Origin of the sequence: Bacillus sp. HY001 (assembly GCF_007558965.1) — a bacterium.
Lineage (GTDB): Bacteria > Bacillota > Bacilli > Bacillales > Bacillaceae_G > Bacillus_A > Bacillus_A mobilis.
Map to the genome: position 1 here is coordinate 370,193 of NZ_VLTE01000005.1, position 20,420 is coordinate 390,612.

The 20,420-nt window shown below is 36.0% G+C and carries 21 protein-coding genes and 2 riboswitches; of the genes, 6 read left to right on the plus strand and 15 right to left on the minus strand.

From position 1 onward, the window contains the following. Window positions 1-150: 150 nt before the first annotated feature. Both FOT98_RS04695 and FOT98_RS04700 read right to left on the minus strand, forming a co-directional pair. Complete coding sequence (locus tag FOT98_RS04695; protein ID WP_063260813.1) at window positions 151-558, minus strand: hypothetical protein; 408 nt, start codon at window positions 556-558, stop codon at window positions 151-153. An 87-nt stretch (window positions 559-645) separates the two neighbouring features. Continuing rightward, entirely contained in the window at window positions 646-861 is a 216-nt protein-coding gene (locus FOT98_RS04700; protein ID WP_001008329.1) for a DUF3912 family protein, read from the minus strand. Window positions 862-1,113: 252 nt separating this feature from the next. Here FOT98_RS04700 and FOT98_RS04705 point away from each other — a divergent pair, with 252 nt between their 5' ends. After that, entirely contained in the window at window positions 1,114-1,425 is a 312-nt protein-coding gene (locus tag FOT98_RS04705) for a hypothetical protein (RefSeq protein WP_001093241.1), read from the plus strand. A gap of 37 nt (window positions 1,426-1,462) precedes the next feature. Here the strand turns inward: FOT98_RS04705 and FOT98_RS04710 are convergent, their stop codons facing one another. The 6 genes from FOT98_RS04710 to FOT98_RS04735 form a co-directional block, all read right to left on the minus strand. Further along, window positions 1,463-1,951, minus strand: coding sequence for a hypothetical protein (locus tag FOT98_RS04710; protein WP_063260812.1), 489 nt, complete (start codon window positions 1,949-1,951; stop codon window positions 1,463-1,465). A 79-nt stretch (window positions 1,952-2,030) separates the two neighbouring features. After that, window positions 2,031-2,405 (minus strand): nucleoside 2-deoxyribosyltransferase, encoded by a 375-nt coding sequence (locus FOT98_RS04715; RefSeq protein WP_063260811.1) that lies wholly within the window; start codon window positions 2,403-2,405, stop codon window positions 2,031-2,033. A gap of 93 nt (window positions 2,406-2,498) precedes the next feature. Further along, window positions 2,499-2,759, minus strand: a complete 261-nt coding sequence (locus FOT98_RS04720) for a DUF3966 domain-containing protein (RefSeq protein WP_000817963.1) — start codon at window positions 2,757-2,759, stop codon at window positions 2,499-2,501. Window positions 2,760-2,855: 96 nt separating this feature from the next. Further along, a complete protein-coding gene (murG, locus tag FOT98_RS04725) occupies window positions 2,856-3,914 on the minus strand; it encodes an undecaprenyldiphospho-muramoylpentapeptide beta-N-acetylglucosaminyltransferase (protein WP_063260810.1) in 1,059 nt (352 codons plus the stop codon). A gap of 18 nt (window positions 3,915-3,932) precedes the next feature. Beyond that, window positions 3,933-7,331, minus strand: coding sequence for a methionine synthase (metH, locus tag FOT98_RS04730; RefSeq protein ID WP_063260809.1), 3,399 nt, complete (start codon window positions 7,329-7,331; stop codon window positions 3,933-3,935). Then, the gene (locus tag FOT98_RS04735; RefSeq protein ID WP_063260808.1) at window positions 7,331-9,163 is read right to left on the minus strand and encodes a bifunctional homocysteine S-methyltransferase/methylenetetrahydrofolate reductase; all 1,833 of its coding nucleotides are present in this window, start codon (window positions 9,161-9,163) and stop codon (window positions 7,331-7,333) included. Before FOT98_RS04735 ends, metH begins: the two co-directional genes overlap by 1 nt. Window positions 9,164-9,233: 70 nt before the next feature. Continuing rightward, window positions 9,234-9,343: riboswitch (SAM riboswitch) on the minus strand. Window positions 9,344-9,546: 203 nt separating this feature from the next. Then, a riboswitch (SAM riboswitch) is annotated at window positions 9,547-9,656 on the plus strand. 93 nt (window positions 9,657-9,749) lie between these two features. Between FOT98_RS04735 and metI the strand changes: the two genes are divergently transcribed. The 4 genes from metI to FOT98_RS04755 all read left to right on the plus strand — a co-directional run bounded on the left by metI (window position 9,750) and on the right by FOT98_RS04755 (window position 13,419). Further along, the gene (gene metI / locus FOT98_RS04740; RefSeq protein ID WP_061677367.1) at window positions 9,750-10,862 is read left to right on the plus strand and encodes a cystathionine gamma-synthase/O-acetylhomoserine thiolyase; all 1,113 of its coding nucleotides are present in this window, start codon (window positions 9,750-9,752) and stop codon (window positions 10,860-10,862) included. Continuing rightward, entirely contained in the window at window positions 10,859-12,022 is a 1,164-nt protein-coding gene (gene metC, locus FOT98_RS04745) for a cystathionine beta-lyase (RefSeq protein WP_063260807.1), read from the plus strand. The genes metI and metC overlap by 4 nt, the downstream gene beginning before the upstream one ends. 160 nt (window positions 12,023-12,182) lie before the next feature. Then, entirely contained in the window at window positions 12,183-12,695 is a 513-nt protein-coding gene (locus FOT98_RS04750; RefSeq protein WP_063260806.1) for a cysteine hydrolase family protein, read from the plus strand. A 433-nt stretch (window positions 12,696-13,128) separates the two neighbouring features. Continuing rightward, complete coding sequence (locus FOT98_RS04755) at window positions 13,129-13,419, plus strand: ArsR/SmtB family transcription factor (RefSeq protein WP_000894375.1); 291 nt, start codon at window positions 13,129-13,131, stop codon at window positions 13,417-13,419. A 144-nt stretch (window positions 13,420-13,563) separates the two neighbouring features. Here the strand turns inward: FOT98_RS04755 and FOT98_RS04760 are convergent, their stop codons facing one another. After that, window positions 13,564-14,676, minus strand: coding sequence for a class I SAM-dependent methyltransferase (locus tag FOT98_RS04760; RefSeq protein WP_063260805.1), 1,113 nt, complete (start codon window positions 14,674-14,676; stop codon window positions 13,564-13,566). Window positions 14,677-14,685: 9 nt separating this feature from the next. Continuing rightward, window positions 14,686-15,315 (minus strand): MBL fold metallo-hydrolase, encoded by a 630-nt coding sequence (locus FOT98_RS04765; protein ID WP_063260804.1) that lies wholly within the window; start codon window positions 15,313-15,315, stop codon window positions 14,686-14,688. A gap of 170 nt (window positions 15,316-15,485) precedes the next feature. Here FOT98_RS04765 and FOT98_RS04770 point away from each other — a divergent pair, with 170 nt between their 5' ends. Beyond that, window positions 15,486-15,659, plus strand: coding sequence for a DUF2759 domain-containing protein (locus FOT98_RS04770; protein WP_000524846.1), 174 nt, complete (start codon window positions 15,486-15,488; stop codon window positions 15,657-15,659). A gap of 80 nt (window positions 15,660-15,739) precedes the next feature. On the opposite strand, the gene glcK is transcribed toward FOT98_RS04770, so the two are convergent. The 5 genes from glcK to FOT98_RS04795 form a co-directional block, all read right to left on the minus strand. Next, the gene (gene glcK / locus FOT98_RS04775; RefSeq protein ID WP_063260803.1) at window positions 15,740-16,723 is read right to left on the minus strand and encodes a glucokinase; all 984 of its coding nucleotides are present in this window, start codon (window positions 16,721-16,723) and stop codon (window positions 15,740-15,742) included. 19 nt (window positions 16,724-16,742) lie between these two features. After that, a complete protein-coding gene (locus FOT98_RS04780; protein WP_000253699.1) occupies window positions 16,743-16,943 on the minus strand; it encodes a YqgQ family protein in 201 nt (66 codons plus the stop codon). Between the two features lie 103 nt (window positions 16,944-17,046). Beyond that, a complete protein-coding gene (locus FOT98_RS04785; RefSeq protein WP_063260802.1) occupies window positions 17,047-17,625 on the minus strand; it encodes a 5-formyltetrahydrofolate cyclo-ligase in 579 nt (192 codons plus the stop codon). Window positions 17,626-17,729: 104 nt separating this feature from the next. Beyond that, window positions 17,730-17,879, minus strand: coding sequence for a 50S ribosomal protein L33 (rpmG, locus tag FOT98_RS04790; RefSeq protein ID WP_001265616.1), 150 nt, complete (start codon window positions 17,877-17,879; stop codon window positions 17,730-17,732). A gap of 69 nt (window positions 17,880-17,948) precedes the next feature. Beyond that, the gene (locus FOT98_RS04795; protein WP_063260801.1) at window positions 17,949-20,303 is read right to left on the minus strand and encodes a sugar phosphate nucleotidyltransferase; all 2,355 of its coding nucleotides are present in this window, start codon (window positions 20,301-20,303) and stop codon (window positions 17,949-17,951) included. Between the last annotated feature and the right edge of the window lie 117 nt (window positions 20,304-20,420).

Genomic DNA, 20,420 nt, shown 5'->3' on the forward strand with positions numbered 1-20,420 from the left:
AGGCCGCTAACAAAAACTGTTAGCGGCCTTTTTTAGTTCTTTTCATCTTTCTCTTTGTCTTTTATACATAAGGCATCACGTATAGATATAACGAAAATATACCGTTTTTCATTTTTTAATAACTATTAGTTTTAAACTAAAGACTAACTATTATTCCTCATCTGCAAACTGTAAAAACTCTTTCAAGCGCTCCTTTAACTCCTCTTCTATCTCACAATAAGATTCATCAACAAGTTCACCACTTAACTTACTTCCCCAAAGCCTTATTTGAAGCGGTACTCCTAAAAAATAATTACAACATTCCCAGATAGGAACTGTATAAAATTCAATCATCTTCCCTTCTTCATCTAATACAGCTATCGAAACGGATGAAGAATATCCTGTTTCAAAAGGATATTCTTTATCTCTGATGAGTTCTATAAATAATTCCATGTTTTTCTCTATGTACAAATGTGAATAATCTTTAAAAAGTTTAAATGATATTCTCTCTATTTCCTTCTCCATGCATTGAATCTTCTCTTTTAACTCCAATGTAAAATCTCGTTCTTTATACTTCATTTCTGTCTCCTTACAAATAGAAAAAGAGAATACAATAACATATTCTCTTCTCTCAAATATATTTCATTATCTCACAGCCCGTCCTTTTCACAAATAACCATTTTGTTCGCACCATTTATGAAATTGTCCTACGTCTACTCCAACTAACACGATATCCTTTAGGTCTACATCAATGATTTGTTCTCCAATTACAATAGCAAACTGCGATTCTAATTTTGTCTCGTTTTTCTTTACAATTCCAATTCGGTTCCGATGCGGTCCATCTTTTATATATGCTTTTTGTCCTACAATATCAAAGTTCAAGATTTTCACCTCTTTTACTGCGCTCAAATTGGAAATACGATCTCCACCTCGGAAAATTTCCTTTCATTGCACTATTTCTCTATATATATGACGAAACAATAAAAGAGTCCTTCCTTCTTTACAATTATTTTTTCTTTGTTTCATTTTTGTGGTTGAAACGTAAAGTTTATAATAAAATACACTTGGAAGCGCTTTCTATGTAATTTTTTATGTTATACTATAGAAGTAGAACTTCGTAAAGAGGGTTAAAAAATGAATACAAAAATGATAAAAAAGGTAATTGAAGCACTAAAAGTATATGGCTTTCAGAATGTATCATTCTGTGACAAAACGAAGCAATTTTTATTTCATAACGAAATGGATATTATGAGCGGCTATGCAGAAATAACATATAGTAGTCAATTTGAAAAATTCAACGTACAAATTCATCCGATTGAAACACATCACCAAGCAGAGTTGCAAGAGGTTGAAAGACATATACAGGCCTGTATAAGAAAAGTGGAATATTTAAACGCACTTCTTAGCGGACAGACAAAACTAGATGACAAAATTATTATAATGTAAAAAAAAGAACGTGATAGCCTCACGTTCTTTTTTTACATTATACGTTCATCTTTTCCTTCAGTTGTAATCCTGTAATGGATTGTAATACATCCATTGCTTCTCCAAATGTCATATCAAAAATTGTTTTATCTTCTATGTATGGAAACTGTCTAAAACGCTTTTCTAACATTTTCACGGCGTCCGACGTAAAGTTTGCACTATCAATTCCAAATTCTGTTTCAAGAAGAACGATCCAATCTAACACGTGAAAACCTAATCCATTTACGAATGAAATAAGTTTTTCTTCTGGCTGTGTAGATAAGAATACGCATCGTTCCATCTCACTAAAAAGTTCTTCTCCTAAAATATCAGCTAATTCCTCATCATGTTCGCGGTCAATAATTTCTTCATAACCATAATCATCAACAAGCTCCTCAACTTCTTCACTATCCTCACAAAGCAATTGACTAAGAAGTGCATCTTTCTTAAACTCACTATTTTGTACGACTTCTAAAAAGCTCGTTTCCCATCCATTTTCTAATTTCATATTATATACTCCTTTATATACGTTTCTTATCATCACTGTACCCAAAAGATCACTTTTATAACCTTTTAGACAGTTATTATTATTTCACGTGATCCATAACATAAGATGCAAATTCAGTTGCATCTCCTTCAAAAATATTTATTTCTGGCAAATGATAGAACGTTGTTTGAAGCGGGTTGCTTTCATGGTATACATATATCTTTTTCTCTAGCGCAATCGCCATTCCAAACTCTGTATGGCTCCCGTTTCCGCCATCTAATATAAGTAAAAAGACATCCGCTTCTTTTATAGCATTCTTTTCTGCCTGACCAATTTCTCTTAATTGATCTTGATTCACTGCTCTTTCGTTTCTTGTCCAATCATATGTATGGTGCCATCCTGCATGTTTCAGTTCATTTGCTATAGAACGTACAAGATGTTTATTTTGGAATCCTGAGGCGACATAAAAATTCATTTATATACACTCCTTCATTATGTATGGGAAACTCCTTTTAGCGTTACTTGCTATACACATAATAAAGAACGACTTCAAAAAAAATCCCCATCTTTAAAACTTATTTGCGTTTAAATGATGGGATTCTTCATGCTCTTCTTTTATTTTTTTCTTTTTATAACTTTCATCAGCTAACATTTCTAGTTCAGCTGTTATTTCTGATTTTTCAAGTTCTCTTTCTTGCGAAAATTTCCTTGAAATATAAACAATAACACTACCAACGTACAACACAAAGCATATAATAAGTGCAGTATTTTCATAGAGACTTAGCTCCAACACAGTCACTCCTAATCCATTCGTATTTTCACGCTTCATTAATTGGAATTTCCCTACTAATCCATTCATTATTGTAACATAAAAATATCAATCCTTGGAATCTTTCATCCTATAAAAAAAGACATGATTGTTTCATCATGCCTCTGAAATATGTTGAATGATTGTTTGAATTGCTTCTTTTCCATTATATTTTTTTAGAGCTGTTTTATACATCTCATTATTTTGATTTAATTCTTCAACATGCTTTATAAGAGATTTCACAGTCACATCTTCTTCATACAATACGGAAGCATATCCTTGTCTTTCAAAAGACTCTGCATTTAGTATTTGATCTCCACGACTTGCAAATTTCGATAGCGGAATTAAAACCATCGGCTTTTGCAATGTTAAAAACTCAAAAATGGCATTAGAGCCCGCACGTGAAATAACAAAGTCTGTTATCGCTAATATATCTGGCAGCTCTCCATGTATATATTCAAATTGCCTATATCCTTCTTTATTTTGTAAACTTTCATCAAGATTACCTTTTCCGCAAAGATGAACAATTTGATATTTTTTCAGAAGTTCTGGTAACGCCTCTCGAACCGTTTCATTAATTTTCTTTGCGCCCAAACTTCCTCCCATGATTGTAATAACTGGCTTTTTACGTGAAAAACCTAAAAATGCTAAACCTTTTTCACGATTTCCCTTTAGCACTTCTTCACGTACAGGAGATCCTGTATAGATTACTTTTTCTTTCGGTAAATGTTTCGCAGCTTCTTCAAATGTAACAAATATTTTCGAAGCAAAACGGAGCGCAATTTTGTTTGCTAGTCCTGGCGTCATATCAGATTCATGTAATAAAACAGGGACTCTATTTAGCCATCCTCCAATTACGACTGGTACAGATACGAAACCACCTTTTGAAAAAATCACATCCGGTTTTAGTTTTCGGATCCTTACATACGCATCCATAACACCCTTCATTACAAGAAATGGATCTTTTATATTTTTCAAATCAAAATAACGACGTAGCTTTCCGCTTGCAATACTATAGTACGGAATGCCTTCCTTTTCTATAATCGTTTTCTCAATTCCTTGATAAGAACCGATATAAGAAATATCCCAATTCTGTTCTTGTAAGTGTGGAATGATGGCTAAATTAGGTGTTACATGCCCTGCCGAACCGCCACCTGTAAAGACTATTTTCTTCATACGTCTCCCCCTTCTACACTATAATACACTAAAATATCTTGCCTCAGGGTGAGAAAATACCATAGCCGTCACAGATGCTTCTGGCTCCATCATAAATCCTTCCGTTAATGAAATACCTATTTCTTCTGGGTGAATTAAGCGAAATAACTTTTCTTGATCTGCAAGTTCTGGACATGCTGGATAACCGAAGGACACGCGTATCCCTCTATATTTCGTACGGAAACGTTCTTCCATCGTCAGTTCTGGTGAATCTGGAATACCCCAGCGATCACGAATGAGCATATGTGTTTTTTCAGCAAGTCCTTCTGCTAGTTCAAGCGCTAATGATTGAATGGCATGACTGCGTAAATAATCACCCTTCGCCTTCCACTCTTCAGCAATGTCCCGAACACCTTCCCCAACCGTAACAGATAGGAAAGCAACATAGTCCATCTCATCTCCAACTGGGCGTAAATAATCACCTAAAGTACGATATGGTGCTTTTCCTTGTCTAGGGAATGTGAAACGCTCTATAACACGCGTATGATCTTCAGAATCATATATTACAATATTTTGTCCGTCGCTTTGCGCTGGGAAAAATTGATACACTGCTTTCGGTTTTAACCAAGATTGTCCTTCCTGCAATAGTTCGTCTATTAAATCATTTAATTCGTGCGCCCTTTTATCTCCCTCTCGCAAGAGCTTCTTCACATTTCCTTTTAATCCAAGGTGATGTCCAAGTAACATCTGTCTATTTAAAAATGGGGCGAGATGAAGGGCTGGAATATCACGTAATACAATTCGCTTTGTTGAATCAGGCACTATAACCTCTGCCTTCGGTAATGGCTCAATTACTGCTGGAATCTCTACTTTCTTCTCCTCTTTTTCTACGATATGAAGATGACGCTCTTTTTTATCTTGTTTCATCTTCTCACGCTCTTCTTCCTTTTGAAGCTTATTAATAATATCCAGACCAGTCATCGCATCACTCGCATAGCATACGAGCCCTTTATATGATGGTGAAATACGGTTATCTGTAAACTTTCTCGTTAACGCTGCCCCACCTACAACGATTGGAACATCAATATTTGCTGCTTTTAAATCTTCAGCAGTCGTTACCATTTGTTGCGCTGATTTTACTAATAAACCAGAAAGACCAATAATATCAGGCTTCTTTTCTTGTACTTCTTGTACAATTCGATCTGAGCGAACATTGATTCCTAAATTAATAATCTCATATCCGTTATTCGATAAAATAATTTCAACGAGGTTTTTCCCAATATCATGTACGTCACCTTTAACAGTTGCTAATAATACTTTCCCTTTTTTCGCACTATCGCTAGATTCCATATGTGGCTCTAAATAGCTTACGGCAGCTTTCATACTTTCAGCACTTTGCAATACTTCAGCAACGATAAGCTCATTATTATTAAATAATCGTCCCACCTCATCCATTCCTGTCATAAGTGGACCATTAATAATATCTAAAGGTTTTCTTCCTTCTGTAAGTGCAAGACTTAAATCTTCTTGTAACCCTTGCTTCGTACCTTCTACAATGTAATTTGCTAGCCTTTCATCAAGAGTTAATGTTTCTTGGATAACGACATCTTTCTTTTTTGCCACGCGATAGAAGTTTGTGAATTCTTCCAACGTCGCTTGCGTCGTTTCAAAAAGCAATGCATCTGCAAGACGTTTTTCTTCCTCAGGAATTGACGCATACCGCTCTAATTTTTCCGTATTCACAATCGCATAATCTAATCCTGCTTTCGTTGCATGATATAAAAAGACGGAATTTAATACTTCGCGTCCAGCTGGTGGTAAACCAAATGATATGTTACTTACACCTAAAATCGTTAAACACTCTGGTAACGCTTCTTTAATAAGACGAATCCCTTCTATCGTCGCTGCCGCCGAGCCAATATATTCTTCATCACCTGTACCTACAGGAAATACTAGTGCATCAAAAATAATATCTGACGGGCGTATACCATATTTCGTCGTCAATAACTCATAACTTCTTTTCGCAATTTCGAGTTTTCGTTCTGCACTAACCGCCATACCATCTTCATCAATTGTTCCTACAACAATAGCAGCACCATATTTCCGAAGGAGTGGCGTCACCTTTTTAAATCGTTCTTCTCCATCTTCTAAATTAATTGAATTAATAACAGCTTTTCCTTGAATATAAGTAAGAGCTCGCTCCATCACATTTTCATCTGTTGAGTCAATCATAATCGGTACTTTTAACACTTTCGTAACTTCTGCCAAGAAGTTTTCCATATCTTCTATTTCATCGCGATCAGGATCTGCCATACAAATATCAATAATATGAGCATTTTTCTTCACTTGCGCTCTTGCGACTTCAGCAGCCTCTTCAAATTTCCCTTCTGCTACTAATCGTTTAAATTTACGTGATCCAATAACGTTTGTTCTTTCACCAACAAATAACGGTCTCATAGAATCATCATATTGAAGTGCCTCTAATCCACTAACTCCATGTCCAGCTCTCTCTTGCTGTTCACGCGGCTTAAGAGACGCTAACGCAGATTTCATTGCTTTTACATGTTCTGGTGTTGTGCCACAACAACCACCGATAATATTAACCCATCCTTCTTCAGCAAATCGCTTCACTTTTTCAGCGAGAGAAGATGGAGATTCATGATAATGTCCATCTTCATCAGGAAGACCTGCATTTGGATAACAAGAAATGTAACACTCCGACAAATCAGATAGGGAACGAATATGATCTCTCATAAACTCTGGACCAGTCGCACAGTTTAATCCAACAGACAATGGCTTCATATGTTCTACCGATAAGTAAAAAGCCTCAATTGTTTGCCCCGCCAGAGTCGTTCCCATCGGTTCAATCGTTCCTGAAATCATGATAGGCACAATTTTATTTAGTTCGTCAAAAGCAGCTTGAATTCCAATATAAGCAGCCTTCACGTTACGCATATCTTGACTCGTCTCAACGAGTAATACATCTACGTCGCCATTTAATAATCCTCTTGCCTGCCTTGTATAGGCTTCAATTAATTCTTCAAACGTCACACCACCAGTAACACTAATCGCTTTCGTTGTCGGTCCCATTGCTCCCGCAACATATACTTCCTTCCCACTTTCGTTGACCGCTTGCTTCGCTAAACGCGCAGCCTTCTCATTTAGTTCCTCATCTAAATGCGACAACTCATAATCACTTAATACAATATTTGTCGCCCCAAATGTATTTGTTTCAATAATATCCGCTCCAGCTTCAATATAAGCTTTATGAATCTTTAAAATGACATCAGGCCTTGTTTCTACTAAATATTCATTACAACCTTCGTACTCTTCTCCTCCGAAATCTTCCGCAGTTAAGTCCTCTTGCTGAATCATTGTTCCCATTGCCCCATCTAATATTAAGATGTTATTTTGTAATTTTTCTTCTATACATTTCATCAGTTAATACCTTCTTTCACTTCTTGCTTTTCTCTCACATATTTAACAAGATGTTCTGTAATTTCATATTTTAGAAATGGTGTAATAAGATAAATGCCGTTAAAATATTTCATCGCCGCATCGATTAATTCTTGTGAAATGCGAATTCCTTCCTCAATTGCTGCCTCTTTCGTTTCATGTCCATCCATTCTCTCCCTTATTTCTTCAGGTAGTGTAATGCCTGGCACCTCAAAATGAAGAAAATCTGCATTCCGTTTACTTATTAATGGCATAATCCCAATAAAAATAGGTTGTTCCAAATGCTTTGTCGCTTCATATACTTCTTTAATTAACGCGATATCGTAAATCGGCTGCGTTAAGAAATATTCCGCTCCAGCATCTATTTTCCGTTCCATTCGCTTAACCGCTGCCTTTAAATGTCTTACATGCGGATTAAACGCACCTCCCACTGAAAATCTTGTTGCTGGACCTATTGATTTCCCTAAAATGGAGCGCCCATCGTTCATTTCTTTGATCATTTTAATGAGCTCAATAGAGGACAAATCATATACAGAAGTGGCACCTGGAAAATCACCAACACGTGCCGGATCTCCAGTTAAAGCTAGCACTTCTTCCATGCCTAACGCTGATAAGCCTAATAAATGAGATTGTAGTCCGATGACGTTATGGTCTCTACACGTTAAGTGAGTCAATACCGGAATATCGTGCTTCGTTAATAATGCTCCCATTGCCATATTCGAGACGCGAGGCGATGCTAATGAATTATCTGCTAGAGTAATAGCATCTGCTCCAGCTCTTTTCAATGCTCTTGCGCCTTCAAAAAACCGCTGCGTATCTAACGTTTTCGGTGGATCTAATTCCACTACTACTGTCGTTTGTTTTTTTGCTTTCTCTGCTAATGTGACATGAGCTTTCGAACGTTTCTCGTGTGTATGAACTACTTTCGGTCTTTGAATCGTATCCTTTTCTATTACAGGCGTAACATTTGCAATTGCACGTTTCATACTTTCAATATGCTCTGGAGTCGTGCCACAACAACCACCTAATAACCGAATACCTTGCTCAATAAACTTCGGCGTCATCGCTTCGAAATAAGCTGGACTTCCCTCATATACGTAACGTCCCTCCACATAATTTGGGAGACCTGCATTCGGATATGCTGACAAATATCCATTTTGCGGAATCGATATCATTTTAAAAGCTTCCGTCATATGAAGTGGTCCTAGTTGGCAGTTCAATCCAACAACATTTGCACCGTAATCTAAAAGCTGTTTTAATATTTCATTTACATCATTTCCATTTTGAGTCGTACCTGCCTCATGTAACGCTAATTGAGCTACAATTGGAATGTTCGTTTGCTTTCGTAACACCTGAACAGCATGAAGTAATTCAAACTCATCATAGAAAGTCTCTAATAGCAGTCCATCAACCTGTTCTTCTAGTAATGCACTTGCCTGCTCAAGTAGCATAAATTCTCTTTCCATATCAGTCGTTGTAACAGCTCCGATATGTTTCATACCGCCAATCGTTCCTAAAATTGCATTTCGATCTGTCACAGATGCTTTCGCCAATTTTACTGCCGCTCTATTAATTTCAGTAACTTGATTTTCTAAACCATACATACGTAATTTCGCTTCATTTGCTCCGTACGTATTTGTTTGAATTACATCAGCCCCAGCAGCTACATATTGCTTATGAATCGATATAATTAAATCTGGATCAGATATATTCAATTCTTCAAAACTACTTTGCAAGCCATGTGAATGTAATAATGTCCCAACCGCGCCATCACCTATTACAATTCCTTTTGATAATAAATCTAGTAATTTCACAAATCTCCCTCATTTCTATCAATATAAAAACCCCCTCTTCACTTTGAAGAGGGGGACATAATTGATCCTCCTCTTATTATGCAAAACATTCGTTTTGCAGGTATTAGCACCGTTTCAAACATTTCGTTTGAAGGTTGCCGGGTTTCACAGGGCCTTTCCCTCCACCGCTCTCAATAAGAGTTTGTCTTTATTATTTTATTTATGTAGCTAAAAGGAAATGCGTTCCCCTTTTAACAATGTTTGTTAATTTTTTAATAAATTTAGCATGCACAAATACAAAAGTCAATGACACTTGCGGAAAAATAAAAATTATTTAAAATAAAGTTGCAATTCAATTATCTTTTGTTGTAAAGTTAAAAACATAATAAAATTTCATACGAACATTCTTATCTAGAGAGGTAGAGGGACTGGCCCTATGACGCCTCAGCAACCATTAACATTTGTTAATAAGGTGCTAATTCCAGCAAATTGTGAAAGATTTGACAGATGAGAAGAAGACTCTATTCAAACCGAAAGCCTTCTTCTTAGAAGGCTTTTTTTATTTTACATTCACTTAATTGTTAATTTAAAAAGGAGGAATTTTCACATGTCAACTATTGAAACAAAACTAGCACAAATCGGAAACCGGAGCGAAACTACAACAGGAACTGTTAATCCACCTGTTTATTTCTCAACTGCTTATCGTCACGAAGGAATTGGTAAATCTACTGGTTTTGACTATTCACGAACTGGAAATCCAACTCGCGGTCTTTTAGAACAGGCAATCGCAGACTTAGAATACGGCGAACAAGGTTATGCCTGTAGCTCCGGAATGGCGGCCGTTCTTCTCGTCCTTTCGCTATTCCGTTCTGGAGACGAACTTATTGTGTCTGAAGATTTATACGGCGGCACTTATCGATTATTTTCTGAGCACGAAAAAAAGTGGAACGTTCGATGTAGATACGTAAATACACAATCTATTAAACAAATTGAGAAAGCTATCACAACTGAAACGAAAGCTATTTTCATAGAAACTCCGACTAATCCATTAATGCAAGTTACTGATATTGCCGCTGTCGCAACTGTAGCGAAAAGACACGGACTACTCCTTATTGTAGACAACACATTCTACACGCCTTATATACAGCAACCATTAACAGAAGGTGCTGACATTGTACTGCATAGTGCAACGAAATATTTAGGTGGGCATAACGATGTACTAAGCGGACTTGTCGTTGCAAAAGGAAAGGAACTTTGCGAGGAAATCGCTCATTATCATAATGCCTCTGGTGCGGTCTTAAGTCCATTTGACTCATGGCTATTAATTCGTGGCATGAAAACGTTAGCGCTTCGTATGAGGCAACATGAAGAAAATGCAAAAGCAGTTGTTGCTTATTTAAATGATGAAGACGGGGTGACAGATGTATTTTATCCTGGAAGAGGCGGCATGATCTCATTTCGCCTGAAAGATGAAACATGGATTAATCCATTCTTACAATCTTTATCCTTAATTACATTCGCTGAGAGTCTTGGTGGTGTTGAAAGTTTAATGACATATCCAGCAACGCAAACACACGCTGATATTCCTGAAGAAATCAGAACAGCAAACGGTGTATGCAATCGTCTTCTTCGATTTTCTGTTGGCATCGAAAATAGTAACGATTTAATTCAAGACTTAAAGCAAGCCATTAAACTTGTAAAAGAAGGTGTAAGAATATGAGTTATTCTATAGATACACTCTTACTGCACAACCAATATAAACATGACTCGCAAACAGGAGCTGTTAACGTTCCCATCTATAACACATCAACATTTCACCAATTTGATGTAGATACGTTCGGGAAATATGACTATAGCCGATCTGGTAATCCAACACGTGAAGCTCTTGAAGATATCATTGCTTTATTGGAAGGCGGAACAAAAGGATTTGCCTTCGCATCGGGAATTGCAGCGATTTCTACTGCATTCCTCCTTCTTTCACAAGGTGATCACGTACTCATTTCAGAAGACGTATACGGAGGCACTTATCGAATTATAACTGAAGTTCTCTCCCGTTACGGTGTTTCACATACATTTGTTGATATGACCAATTTAGAAGAAATAAAGCAAAACATTAAGCCAAATACAAAACTCTTTTATGTGGAAACACCTTCTAATCCACTTTTAAAAGTGACAGATATTCGTGCTGTTTCTAAACTTGCAAAATCTATTAATGCCCTTACTTTTGTTGATAATACATTTTTGACACCACTATTCCAGAAACCACTTGATCTTGGTGCCGACGTCGTTCTTCATAGTGCCACAAAATTCATTGCTGGTCATAGTGATGTTACTGCCGGATTAGCTGTTGTAAGAGATGCCGAACTCGCCCAAAAACTTGGATTTTTACAAAATGCATTCGGCGCTATTTTAGGTCCTCAAGATTGTTCTCTCGTGCTTCGTGGCCTAAAAACATTACATGTACGTCTGGAGCACTCGGCTGCTAACGCCAATAAAATTGCACACTATTTACAAGAGCACGCTAAAGTTCAAAATGTCTATTATCCTGGTTTACAAACACATCTTGGATTTGATATTCAACAATCTCAAGCTACATCAGCCGGAGCTGTCCTATCTTTCACTTTACAATCAGAAGACGCACTCCGCCAATTTTTATCAAAAGTAAAATTGCCTGTCTTTGCCGTTAGTTTAGGAGCTGTCGAATCGATTCTTTCCTACCCAGCTAAAATGTCACATGCAGCACTATCACAAGAAGCTCGTGATGAAAGAGGGATTTCTAATTCATTACTTCGATTATCCGTCGGCCTTGAAAATGTTGACGATTTAATATCCGATTTTGAAAATGCCCTTTCTTATGTAGAAGAACCTGTAAATGCATAGAGAGAAAAGAAGATATGAAATTAAATTTTCATATCTTCTTTTTATGCTGTTGCGTATATTTTACTTTTCTTATAGTTCATAAAAAAAACGAAAGAGAACCATCTATTTCCAAGTAATAAATTAATTGATATATTAAGAAGTAAAAAAAGGGGCAAAAATAATGGATACTTGTGCAGATGTTTTAATCGTTATCGATTTACAAAATGGAGTATGTTATAGCGAAGAACATTTATTTGATTTACAAAACTTACTTACAAAAGTGAATACCAGAATTTCTTCATACAGAAAATCAAATAAACCAATTCTTTTCGTTCAACATTGTGATGATGATTTAGTACCCGAAAAAGAAATTTGGGCTATTCATGCTGATTTAGATGTTCAAGAACAAGATTTTTTTGTAAGAAAGACACATGCCAATTCATTTTATAAGACAAACTTAAAAGAGGTTTTAGATCAATTATCTGTACATCGTATTGAATTTTGTGGTGCCCAAACAGAGTACTGTATGGATGCTACGATTAAATTCGCTCATGGACTAGGATACGAAAACTTCATGGTACAGAAAGCAACCTCTACATTAAATAATGCATTTATGTCTGCAAAAGATACAATTGATTTTTATGAAAATATATGGAATCACAGATTTTTAAAATTAATACAAGGTGAACGCTAGAATATATAACTAATGTCTTGGTAATTCTAAAATTTATCAGCTATATTCAAACATTTCGTTTTCACCATAAAGAAGCTGACTACGTTCAGCTTCTTTTCTTATAACCTGTTTTATATTCTATATATAACATTATAATTCCTTTGTCATATTATTTTAAAAATTTCGTATATTCATTTGAAAGAATAAGAAATTCATGATAAAATTGTGTTACAAATATATCTATATCTTTCAATTTTTAAAACGCATCGAAATTTTCACCCAAAAATGTCATTTTACAAAACCGTGCTAATTTATCTACTTTATTTACATCAGGGTCTCTTTTCTTACAATTTCTTTACTTTAGGACTTTTTTTCTGCAACAACTGTTTTCTTTTCTTTAATTTTTTGGTATGTATAGTATGGTATAACAGCTCACACGGAGGTGGAAAAGAACATGTTAGAAACCTTTCAAAAAGAAATAGAACTATATGAAAGCAATGCAGAATTATTGAAAGTACTTGCTCATCCTGTTCGCTTATGTATTGTAAAAGGATTAATTGAACGTGGTCCAAGCAACGTTTCTACAATGTACACTGGCTTAAACATGCCACAATCTACAATTTCACAGCATTTAGCAAAGTTAAAAAGTGCTAAAATCGTTTCAAGTGAAAGAAAAGGATTAGAAATTTATTACAAAGTAGAAAACGAGACAATTATTCAACTCGTTCGCGTATTATTGGGTTAGGGACTCATAAACAGAGAAAAAGGGCGTATTCTATATTTTTTATCTCATATCTTTAATATAAATATATATCATGAGAGGAAATATATGATGCTACATAAGTCGTATTAAAAAACAAGACACAGAAATATGCTGTGTCTTGTTTTTTTATATTTTCAAATACCGTTCCAGGCGTAACTGTTTCATATGTTTCGTATGTATAACAACATCAAATGCATCCCCTAATCCTCCGCTCAAAATCATAGAACGAACTGCACGATTTTGTTTTTGAGTTTCAGAAAAAGGATTTCTATCTTGGTGACCCGTAAGCTGATCTAATATTCCTGCTGCTAACAAAAATTCAGACTGCTTCTTATGCCATACTGTATTCATGCCTTGCAAGCTAAACATCTCTTTCAGTTCGTCCCAATGAATATGAGTAGTAAGATCCATTTCACCTGGATGTGCTAAAGGATTGCGGATTAGCTTATGCTCGTAATACCCTCGTAAACTTCCTTCTTGATGTGCAGGATGCATCCATTCTTCTTTTGTATATCCATAATCAACTGTAATACATATACCTTTTTGAAACCATTTCGCAATTTCTTTTATATATTCTTCCATCGCAATTGGCACTTCAAAACGTTGACCTTCTGCAAGATGAATATTATATTTCAATAAGTATCGACCGATGCTTTTATGTAACGGCCTCCATACTTCTGAAAGTTTCCCTTCCTCCGTGTACGTAACACGTACCTCATACAACATTCCATTTCTCTTCTCAATTACTTCAACAGGAAATGCATCAAATAACTCATTCGAAAAAAGAATCCCATCGAACGATTCTCCCATTTCACTATGCGACGTATAATACGACACATTTGAAAACGAACAAAGATTTTCCTGCTGCAAGTTTCTATGAAAAGGGCTCATTTCAATCATTGAATAACTTAAATCAATAAAGGTTTCTGGAGATAATTGCTTCCATTCTTGTAAAACATCATAGGCAAACCTTCCTGTTCCCCCACCAATCTCACAAATATTCGGAGCAACTTCACCATTTTCAACAAGACGAATAAAAAACTTAGCAAAGGTTTTTGCAAAAACAGAGGATACATTGCTACTTGTAAAAAAATCCCCTTGTCTTCCAATTTTTTCACGTTCTTTCATATAATAGCCATGCCCCTCTGTATACAATACAAGGTTCATATACGTACTATACGAAATTGAATAATCCTTCTCTTTCCCCATCCGTTCTTTTAAAATGAGCTCCATCCCCATCATGACTCCTTACTGTAAAAATGGATTATTTTCTTTTTCAAAACCAATGCTTGTTTCTGGACCATGTCCACATAGCACCGCTGTTTCATCTGGTAATACAAATAATTTTTCTTCAATACTTCCAATCAATTCAGCAAAACTTCCACCAGGTAAATCTGTTCTTCCGATGCTCATTTGGAACAATACATCTCCAGAAAATACAGCATTCGCCTCTTTAGAGTAATAAGAAATACTGCCCGGAGAATGTCCTGGCGTCTCAAAAATCTCAAAATTAAATGAACCAATTGCTAGTGCACCTTCTGCATCAATAATATGATCTGCTGGTTTTGCTGTAATGCTGCGATTCATCATAAAAATTTGAGAGCCATTTACAGTTGCATCGCCTAACCAATCTGCTTCTTCTTTATGTACGTACACAGGAATATGAAAAGCGTCTCTTACCGCATCAACAGCGCCAATATGATCGAAGTGAGCATGTGTTAATAAAACAGCCAGTGGCTTTAATTGTTCTTCTTGTAAATATGTAACGAGCTTCTCTCCTTCGTGACCAGGATCAAAGATAATACACTCATTTTGATCATTCGTTAAAATATAAGCATTCGTTTGTAATGGGCCTAACGGCATTTGTATCCATTTCATATGAAAATCTCCTCCAATTATTAAACTTACTTTCAATGATACAACATTTTTTTCTCTTAGGAAAAGAAAGGATGCTATCTCGACAATCATTTTTAAAACATGTACAATATAAAAGAGTAAATTTTCAAAAAACTCATATTGAAGAATGGGTAGACAGAGGAGGATATTGTATGGGCCTTGTTATTATTTTTGCGTTAGTCACTCTGTTAGCTGTATTTGCTACACTTAGAACACTTCGTGAAAAGAACTTTTTCGCAGGTGGCTTTGCAATTGCAACTGTACTCGTTTTCGGATGGTTTACGATCATGACTGTTCTATATAACGGGTACCCACCAGCAGCTTAATTCATTAACATCTTATTCTTCATCAAGATTTCACACAAAAAGAGGAAGGGTTTCCCCTTCCTCTTTTCATATTTCACAACTTATACCATCTTCGCTTCGTATTTGTGCTTTTTTACAAGCCAAGCTCCTCCGATAACACCTGCATCATTACCAAGTATTGCAATCGCTAACTTCGTGCTCTTTACAGCACGTGAAAAAGCATATTGCTCGAAATAGCGTTGAATTGGCTCTAATAGTGCATCTCCAGCTTTAGACACACCGCCACCAATAACAATTTTCTCTGGGTTCAACGTACTAGCAAGGTTCGCTACAGCTAATCCTAAATAAGAAGCTACTTTTTCTACTACTTCGCTTGCTAGCTCGTCACCTTGTCCAAGTGCTTCAAACACATCTTTTGATGTAATACGCCCTTCTTCGGCTAACATAGAACGTAGCATACTCTCTTTATCAGTCTCTTGTATTTTTTGCATAGCAACACGCACAATACCTGTTGCAGATGCTACTGTTTCTAGGCAACCAGACTTCCCGCAATTACATGGGAAAGCATTTTCTGTAACGACTGTAATGTGTCCAATCTCACCAGCAGCACCGCTTACGCCGTGTACAATCTCACCGTTGGCAATTACACCGCCGCCAACACCGGTGCCAAGTGTCATACAAATTAAATCTTTTGCTCCTTCACCAGCACCTTTCCACATTTCACCAAGCGCTGCTAAGTTTGCATCATTATCAATAACAACAGGTAATCCTGTTTCTACCTCTAATAAATCTTTTAACGGATAGTTTTTCCACCCTAAGTTAACCGCTTCGTAAATCATTCCAGATGCCACGTGTACAGGACCAGGAGCTCCCATACCAATACCGATTAACTTGCTTTTCAATTCGCCTAACTCTTCTAACTTTTTATCAATAGCTTTCGCTACATCAAGCGTAATATGTTTTCCTTGCTCATTTGTATTCGTAGGGATTTCCCACTTATGTAAAATTTCACCGTACACATTAATAAATGCTAATTTAATCGTTGTACCACCAAGGTCAACACCAACTAACCATTTCTCTTCCATGTTGCTTACCTACCTTTATCTAATTCTTATTTAGCTCTTTTTGAATTTCTTGCTTCAATAAAAATAAAGCTGTTTGATAGTCTTGTGGATCGATTAGCTGTGATTGATTTAATTCACGCAATTCATCTTGCATTAATTGTAAATCTGCAATTCGATCACCCGTATAAATAATCGTACCAAATTTCTTTAGCAATTGCTGAATATCATAAATAGATACCATTTCATCACCCTCTATGCTCACTTACTATAAAAAATTATAATAAGAAAACGTTCACATATTTTATTATAATCAAGAAGAAAAAGTCTCGTCAATTTTTATTTGTCTATACAAGCCCATTTTTAACCATTGTTCCTTTTTCTGTAATAATTTTTTCTACATTTTTATCAAACGGCTCTACTGGAATATGTTCCACCATTTGAAAACTATAAGCTAATGATAGCGTTTTCCCTTTATAATGCACGAGATAACGATCATAATAGCCACCGCCATATCCAATCCGTTCTCCTCGCCCTGTATAAGCTACGCCCGGCACGATTTGAAGATCAATGTCATCTGCACCAACTTCTTCCGTAAGCGCTGGAATTGGTTCACGTAAATTCATATACACTGTTTCTAATTGATCAAAATTACTAATTTGTCGGAAGGACATTGTTCGTGTTCCTTTATTACACTTCGGAACAACAACGTTCTTTCCCTCTTCCCAAGCTTTTTCGATAATAGGATATGTATTCACTTCATTTTCCATTGAGAGAGTGATTCCGATTGTTTTAGCTTCAACCCACTCTTTTTGCGCATACAACGAAAATGCAATTTGCTCTGATAAAGTTGTATACCGTTCTTCTGATAAAGAATTCATGTGCTCTATTATTTGTTTACGTAAACGTAGTTTCTCTTCTCTCACACATTTTCCTCCTCACAGTGATACTTTTCTCTACGATGATAGTGTATCACTTTTAACAGAGGAATCGAATAAAAAAAGAAACAGTAGGAAAATATTCCTACTGCTTACTTTGTTTCACGGTGTAACGTAGACTTCTTGTCACGCTTGCAATACTTTTTAAGCTCGATACGCTCAGCGTTGTTACGTTTGTTTTTCTTTGAGATATAGTTACGATCTCCGCATTCTGTACATGCTAGAGTAATATTCACACGCATTCTTATTTCCCTCCAGTACTAATAACTTAAATCAGACTATACTATAATACCACTTTTAAAATAAAAATTCTACACCTTTTGATATTGTCTAATTTTTTCTATAAGATTTTTCATGTTTTCCCTTGCTATTACTGGGTTTCTAGCATGCGAATACACTAAAAATTTCGGTTGTTTTGTGTCGGAAACGATATAAGACCACTCTTTTTCGGTATATTTGAACTGTACTCCTTCAAATATACCTTCTTCTTTTCTTTCCATATCAGCTAATAATTTCCTCATTACTTTCCCTTTTTCATTCCATGAACATACAACTTCATCACACAGTAAGTAAAGTGGAGGCGATTGTTCTACTATGCTGAGAAATGTTTTTCCCTGCAATGCTATTAGCTCAAATAATTTTCCTATTCGATATAAAATATCTCTCTTCCATCTCGCTTGAAATGACTTCTTTTCATCCTGCGTATAAAATAGAAGGTAACATTCTCCTAATTTCAAAGACATTGGGTAAATATTTCCTGCCGATTCAAGCAATAAATCTGGAATATCTACCTCCTCAAAATCTGTACCTTGGTAAATATTACTATGATTATCATATAACTCGAAATAATTTCCTTGCTCCGAAAACATAAGTGCCATATTTGCTTTACTTGATTTCATCAAGGCTTTCACATGATCCTTTTGTTCACCTGCATAAATCCATGTAACTGTGCATCCGAGCCTTTGCAAAAAGAGCATAATTAAATGTTGTAACATATCATTTCTTTTATTAATAAGAAGATGAAACTTCTGTTTTTGTATTTTTTCAATATCAATGCGTTCTAATACAGCCTCTATATAATCATGTAAAGAAACGTGGACTAGCTTATTCCGTCCCATTTCCTTCTCACATACGTAATAAAACGACTCAGACATATATACTTGTTCTATCGCTTTTTGCTGCTTATACGTTAATTGTACCCCATCCTTACCATACAACTTTATTACAACCTCTTTTTCATTTTCCACTTGAATGAAAACCCCACCTGCACATTGTAAATCCTGAATACTATACTGAAAAAGCGACTCGTTCATTTCTTTGCATTCCATCGTATGAACCCCGATACCATGAATCGCATGAAGAAAGAGATTTTTATAAGAAGTCGTTTCTATATGTTCTTGACTACCGATTAATATACTTTCTCCTTTAGCAAAAAGAGATCCATACGCCATCGCAACCTTCACAATAAATTGAGGAGTGATCTCAACATTACCTCTTCCTACAATGCGGCTTTTTTGCAACCACCCTGCACTTTTTTCACTTTCTTGAACACCAGCCGACCCTACTACCGAATAGCTGTCAATCGCCTTATATGGCCATAGTTTTCCCTTTTGCTTAATTACCGTACTTTTCCCTATATGACAATGATCCGCTACAATGCTTTTTTGAAACAGTGTAACGTCATCTTCCACCATTGTATGCTCTCCTATTGTCGTTTCTAATAGCTCACAATACTGCCCAATGTGCGCATTTGCAAAAACAATACTTTTTTGCAGATGAGAATAACTTGAAACAATACTATTTTTCCCGATAATAGAGTACGGCTCAATTACAGCTCCAGCACCAATCTTTGCTCCTTCTCCAATAAAAGAAGGGCCGTGAATTTTCGTTCCTTTTCCAATCGCCACACCTTCTCCCATCCATACCATCGGCAATACTTCCGTATAAGGAATAGGCACTTGTAATTTTTTCGTTAACAAATCAAATTGTGCTTGGCGATATTGATCAAATGTACCGATATCTAACCAATAGCCTTCTGACAAATATGCAAATAATGCGTTCTTATTTGCCAATAATGGAAACACATCTTGACTGAAATCAAAAAATTCTTGGGGCGGTATGTAAGAAAAAATTTCTGGCTCCATAATATATATACCTGTATTCACAATATTAGAGACTACTTCATTCCAGCTCGGTTTTTCTATATATCGTGTAACCTCTTGTTCTTTGTTCATTACAACTAAACCGAATGAGAGTGGATTTTCTACTTCCTTTACAAACATAGTTACCATTCTTTTCTTTTGCTCATGAAACGTAATTCCTTCTGATAATTGAAAATCAGTTAACGCATCCCCACTTATCACAACAAACGTTTCATCTAAAAATGTTTCCGCTTGTTTAATACTCCCTGCGGTTCCAAGCGGCGGAGAGTCTTCAAAGTAGTACAAATTGACGCCCCATTTGCTACCGTCACCAAAATATTGCTTAATGGCTGTGCTCATATACTGAACAGTAATTGCAATTTCACGAATACCATGCTGACGTAATAATTCAATATTGTATTCCAAAACTGGCTTTTCTAATAATGGCAACATCGGCTTTGGAGTATTACATGTTAATGGTCTAAGGCGTCGTCCTTTTCCTCCAGCTAAAATAACCCCCTTCATATACTTCAGCCTCCACTTATATAATGTTCAGTAACTTCATATACGATATGTATATTATCTACCCCGCATTAACTAGCAGTATAAAATGAAACTTTAATTAGTAGGGATTTTGCTGCA

Excerpts from the sequence above, each read along its gene's own strand:
- FOT98_RS04695 (WP_063260813.1), bottom strand. The coding sequence starts at position 558 with ATGAAGTATAAAGAACGAGATTTTACATTGGAGTTAAAAGAGAAGATT.
- FOT98_RS04705 (WP_001093241.1), top strand. The coding sequence starts at position 1,114 with ATGAATACAAAAATGATAAAAAAGGTAATTGAAGCACTAAAAGTATAT.
- FOT98_RS04710 (WP_063260812.1), bottom strand. The coding sequence starts at position 1,951 with ATGAAATTAGAAAATGGATGGGAAACGAGCTTTTTAGAAGTCGTACAA.
- FOT98_RS04715 (WP_063260811.1), bottom strand. The coding sequence starts at position 2,405 with ATGAATTTTTATGTCGCCTCAGGATTCCAAAATAAACATCTTGTACGT.
- FOT98_RS04720 (WP_000817963.1), bottom strand. The coding sequence starts at position 2,759 with ATGAAGCGTGAAAATACGAATGGATTAGGAGTGACTGTGTTGGAGCTA.
- murG (WP_063260810.1), bottom strand. The coding sequence starts at position 3,914 with ATGAAGAAAATAGTCTTTACAGGTGGCGGTTCGGCAGGGCATGTAACA.
- metH (WP_063260809.1), bottom strand. The coding sequence starts at position 7,331 with ATGAAATGTATAGAAGAAAAATTACAAAATAACATCTTAATATTAGAT.
- metI (WP_061677367.1), top strand. The coding sequence starts at position 9,750 with ATGTCAACTATTGAAACAAAACTAGCACAAATCGGAAACCGGAGCGAA.
- metC (WP_063260807.1), top strand. The coding sequence starts at position 10,859 with ATGAGTTATTCTATAGATACACTCTTACTGCACAACCAATATAAACAT.
- FOT98_RS04750 (WP_063260806.1), top strand. The coding sequence starts at position 12,183 with ATGGATACTTGTGCAGATGTTTTAATCGTTATCGATTTACAAAATGGA.
- FOT98_RS04755 (WP_000894375.1), top strand. The coding sequence starts at position 13,129 with ATGTTAGAAACCTTTCAAAAAGAAATAGAACTATATGAAAGCAATGCA.
- FOT98_RS04760 (WP_063260805.1), bottom strand. The coding sequence starts at position 14,676 with ATGGGGATGGAGCTCATTTTAAAAGAACGGATGGGGAAAGAGAAGGAT.
- FOT98_RS04765 (WP_063260804.1), bottom strand. The coding sequence starts at position 15,315 with ATGAAATGGATACAAATGCCGTTAGGCCCATTACAAACGAATGCTTAT.
- FOT98_RS04770 (WP_000524846.1), top strand. The coding sequence starts at position 15,486 with ATGGGCCTTGTTATTATTTTTGCGTTAGTCACTCTGTTAGCTGTATTT.
- glcK (WP_063260803.1), bottom strand. The coding sequence starts at position 16,723 with ATGGAAGAGAAATGGTTAGTTGGTGTTGACCTTGGTGGTACAACGATT.
- FOT98_RS04780 (WP_000253699.1), bottom strand. The coding sequence starts at position 16,943 with ATGGTATCTATTTATGATATTCAGCAATTGCTAAAGAAATTTGGTACG.
- rpmG (WP_001265616.1), bottom strand. The coding sequence starts at position 17,879 with ATGCGTGTGAATATTACTCTAGCATGTACAGAATGCGGAGATCGTAAC.
- FOT98_RS04795 (WP_063260801.1), bottom strand. The coding sequence starts at position 20,303 with ATGAAGGGGGTTATTTTAGCTGGAGGAAAAGGACGACGCCTTAGACCA.